This window comes from Aestuariivirga sp., from assembly GCF_044239095.1.
Classification (GTDB): Bacteria; Pseudomonadota; Alphaproteobacteria; order Rhizobiales; family Aestuariivirgaceae; genus Aestuariivirga.
Window position 1 is genome coordinate 1 of sequence record NZ_JBIICB010000337.1, and the last position, 4,027, is coordinate 4,027.

Consider the following 4,027-nt stretch of genomic DNA (forward strand, 5'->3'; position numbering starts at 1 on the left):
ACGCGGGAGAGGAAGGGGACCCAACGAAGTTGGGGGAGGTGAGGGACCGCGGGGCTCCGAATTGTATGCAGCGCCCTTGTTCCCTCATCTCCCCGTTGCGTCCCGCAACGGGTCCCTTCTTCTCCCGCTGAAGGAGCGGGAGAAGACATCAGCCGTCACAAGGATTCCATTTGATCGCCCGCCGCTCTAGTCGAACTCCGGCGGCCACTGATGCAGTCATGGGCAGATCACGTCACCGGCGCCAGCAGCCGCAGTGACAGCAGGGGAAGCGGTTCCAAACCACTCAAGGCAAATCGAGCAATGCTTCGAGATGACAGACAGAAACCTCGATATTGCCGCGCGCCTCCTCTTGGTCTCTCGCAAGCCGCTCCGGAGTCCAATCGCTGACAGGCCATGTGATCACTTCCAGGCTTCGCATCGCTTCGAAGACCGGCAGGGTCTTGTCAACAATGGGCTCAGCCTCTGGGGTCACCGTGCAATACCCTGCGACAAGGTTTTGGCGACAGACCTCGCCCCGCTCGGGCGCATCGACGGCACTATCAGCGGCCGCCACGCCCAAATCCCAAAACAGGGCGCCGAAGCCGCATTCGCCGAAATCGATAAGACTACCGCGTGCGCCGTCGATCACAACATTATGACGATGGCTGTCGGAATGAACCAAGCCCGTCCAAACGCCTTCATCAATTTGCGCCTGGAACTGCGGGCCAAACCGGTCGAGCGCTGCTGCAACGATCGTTCTCTCCTGATTGCTCAAGAGTTGAAGCAGAAGCGGGTTTTCATAGTGGCGGGCAACGCGATGCAGGTCCCAATTGGCCGCCCCCGAAAGGCGCTTCCCCTTTGAAATCTTATGAAAGCGCGCGAGCGTGGCGCCGAAAACTCTAAAATCTTCATCGCTTTCAAACGCCGGATGCCGGCCAGGCACATATCCAAAAACGAAGACCTGAGTTTCATCACTGAGGCTGTGGCGCGACACAGGTTGCGGGCCGGGGAAGTCTGGCTCGGCGCTCAAAAGCATCAGCGCTTCCCACTGGAAAACGAGGTTTGCGCGCTTCTCGCTGGCTGCCCGCACGGCTTTCATCACAAACTGGCGCCGATCAGTCAGTGTGAGAAGAAGCGTTGCGACTTCACTGTCGCCGGCAAGAATCTCAGCGCTTGCATCGCCCAAGAGTGCGTGTGCCGCGTCTAGCCAATATGCGTGGGTTTCGTCAGACACTATGACCGCTCCGAACGGCGCGCTGTGTAAGAAAGTCAGCGGCGGCTGTCTTTCCCGGCAGCGTTGCACATCAATAGATGCGTTTCCAATCGCCATGAACAGGCGGGAAATGCACCCTATCAGCACTCACCGGATGACCGGCCTCTTAGGTCGGAGATTTGCGCAATATTGGACCGGATGCAAGACCGGCCCCTATCGTGGAAAGTCTGCCAGAAGTAAGTGTGTCATCTGGCGAATGCGGGCTCAAGCAATTGAACGAACACTCGTCCACGATCACATTTGCGTCAGACGCTCAGCTACCCCGGCGGATGGCACGTTTTGCCCAAGTTTCGCCATGCTTCGCTTTGAGCGTTCCTTCTAACGAGGGAGCGCGACATGCGGACGTTCATCCTGTCTGCCCTGCTTTTCTTCTGCTGTGCGGCGCCTGCTGCCGCCCTCCAGAGTGATTGCCTTGCCATGGCCGGGGCAGAGCCCCGCGTGGTTCCAGCGGCCCTCACGCCGGAGGAGGTGAAGCTCACCTTCATCGGCCATTCGAGCTTCATCATCGAAAGCCCTGGCGGCACCCGGATCGTGACCGATTACTCGGGCTATTCCGCCGGGATCGTGCCGGACGGCGTCACCATGAACCGGGCGCACTCCACCCATTACACGGACTTTCCCGACCCCGCGATCAAGCACGTGCTGCGCGGCTGGAACCCGGATGGCGACGATCCGGCCTTCCATGATGTCGAGATCGGCGACATCCGGGTGAGGAACGTCACCACCGACATCCGCGGCGGAATGACCGGCCGGACGAAAGATGCCAATTCGATCTTCATCTTCGAGGTCGCGGGCCTGTGCATCGGGCACCTGGGCCACCTGCACCACCTGCTGGGGGCCGAGCATGTCGGCATGATCGGCAGGCTGGACATCGTCATGGTGCCGGTCGACGGCGGCTACACCATGGGCCAGGCCGACATGATGGATGTGCTCCGCACCATCAAGGCACGGGTGGTGATCCCGATGCATTTCTTCGGGCAGACGACGCTCAACCGGTTCATCGCCACGGTGAGCCAGGAATATGCGCTCGAAACCTCGACCACGCCGGAGCGCATCTTCACGGCGGCGGGGCTTCCGGATGAGCCGAAGCTTCTGGTGCTGCCGGGGAACTGAGGCATAGGGACTGGATCCGGGCCCTTGCCCCTGGCGGTTGCCTTTCCCACATCAAAGCGCTAAAGCGAGCCGCAATTCAGCCAGTCAGCCCGGAATTCCATGGAAACCATCGTTCTCGTCGTTCACCTGATCATCGCCCTGGCCCTCATCGGCGTCGTGCTGCTGCAGCGGTCGGAGGGTGGCGCGCTCGGCATCGGCGGTAGCGGCGGCGGGGGCGGCGGTGGCCTGTTCACGGCGCGCGGTGCTGGCAATGCGCTGACGCGGATTACCGCCTATCTTGCGGTTGCCTTCTTCTGCACCTCAATCGCGCTCACCGTGATCGCCACGCAGCACGGCACCGGCTCGGTGATCGATAATGTCACGCCGCCCGCGGCCTCCGGCTCACAGCCGGCCCCGGCTGACGGCACCGGCGGATCGGTGCTGCCGCAACTTCCCGCGGCGCCGGCCACGCCGCAGGTTCCGGTTACGCCCTAACCCCCCGTGATGTCTCAAGTTATCCACAAAGCCCGGAAACCCAGTTTCCGGGCTTCGAATCATGACGTGAAGCCGATAGGGTGAAATTCCATGGCGCGATATATTTTCATCACCGGCGGCGTGGTTTCCTCTCTCGGCAAGGGTCTGGCATCGGCGGCACTTGGTGCCTTGCTGCAGGCGCGGGGCTTTTCCGTGAGGCTGCGCAAGCTTGACCCCTATCTGAACGTCGATCCGGGCACCATGAGCCCCTACCAGCATGGCGAGGTCTTCGTGACCGACGACGGTGCGGAGACCGACCTCGACCTCGGCCATTACGAGCGCTTCACCGGCCGCCACGCCAACCGCCAGGACAACATCACGACGGGGCGCATCTACCAGGAGATCATCGCCAAGGAACGGCGCGGCGACTTCCTCGGCGGCACGGTGCAGGTGATCCCGCACGTGACAGACGCCATCAAGGACTTCATCCGCACCGGCAACGACGGCTATGACTTCGTGCTCGTCGAGATCGGCGGAACGGTGGGCGACATCGAGGGCCTGCCTTTCTTCGAGGCGATCCGCCAGTTCGGCCAGGAACAGCCGCGTGGCGACTGCCTCTACATCCACCTGACCCTGCTTCCCTTCATCCCCACGGCGGGAGAGCTCAAGACCAAGCCTACCCAGCATTCGGTCAAGGAACTGCGCTCGATCGGCATCCAGCCCGACATCCTGCTCTGCCGCGCCGACCGCGAGATTCCGCTGAACGAGCGCCGCAAGATCGCGCTGTTCTGCAACGTGCGCCCCTCGGCCGTGATCCAGGCGCTCGACGTCAAGTCGATCTATGATGTGCCCCGTTCATACCACAACGAGGGTCTCGACCAGGAAGTGCTCGACATCTTCGGCTTCAAGGACGTGAAGGAGCCCGACCTCTCGAAGTGGACCGAGATCATGCACCGCATCACCCAGCCCGAGGGCGAGGTGACCATCGCGGTGGTCGGCAAATACACAGGGCTCCTCGACGCCTACAAGTCGCTGCAGGAGGCCCTCGTTCACGGCGGGATCGCCAACAAGGTGAAGGTAAAGCTGGAGTGGATCGAATCGGAGGTCTTCGAGAAGGAAGACCCCGCACCCTATCTCGAGGGCGTGCACGGCATCCTCGTTCCCGGCGGTTTCGGGGAGCGGGGCTCGGAAGGCAAGATCAAGGCCGCC

General features: G+C 62.0%; 4 protein-coding genes. 3 read left to right on the forward strand and 1 reads right to left on the reverse strand.

Annotation, left to right across the window (positions count from 1 at the left end):
• Positions 1–283 precede the first annotated feature (283 nt).
• Positions 284–1,213: a phosphotransferase enzyme family protein gene (locus ACILRA_RS20600; protein ID WP_395663923.1), complete on the reverse strand. Its 930-nt coding sequence runs from the start codon at positions 1,211–1,213 to the stop codon at positions 284–286.
• Positions 1,214–1,588: 375 nt separating this feature from the next.
• Between ACILRA_RS20600 and ACILRA_RS20605 the strand changes: the two genes are divergently transcribed.
• The 3 genes from ACILRA_RS20605 to ACILRA_RS20615 all read left to right on the forward strand — a co-directional run.
• A complete protein-coding gene (locus ACILRA_RS20605; RefSeq protein ID WP_395663924.1) occupies positions 1,589–2,365 on the forward strand; it encodes an MBL fold metallo-hydrolase in 777 nt (258 codons plus the stop codon).
• A gap of 99 nt (positions 2,366–2,464) precedes the next feature.
• A complete protein-coding gene (gene secG / locus ACILRA_RS20610; RefSeq protein ID WP_395663925.1) occupies positions 2,465–2,839 on the forward strand; it encodes a preprotein translocase subunit SecG in 375 nt (124 codons plus the stop codon).
• 90 nt (positions 2,840–2,929) lie between these two features.
• Positions 2,930–4,027 (forward strand): CTP synthase (locus ACILRA_RS20615; RefSeq protein ID WP_395663926.1); only part of this gene is annotated, 1,098 nt, incomplete at its 3' end.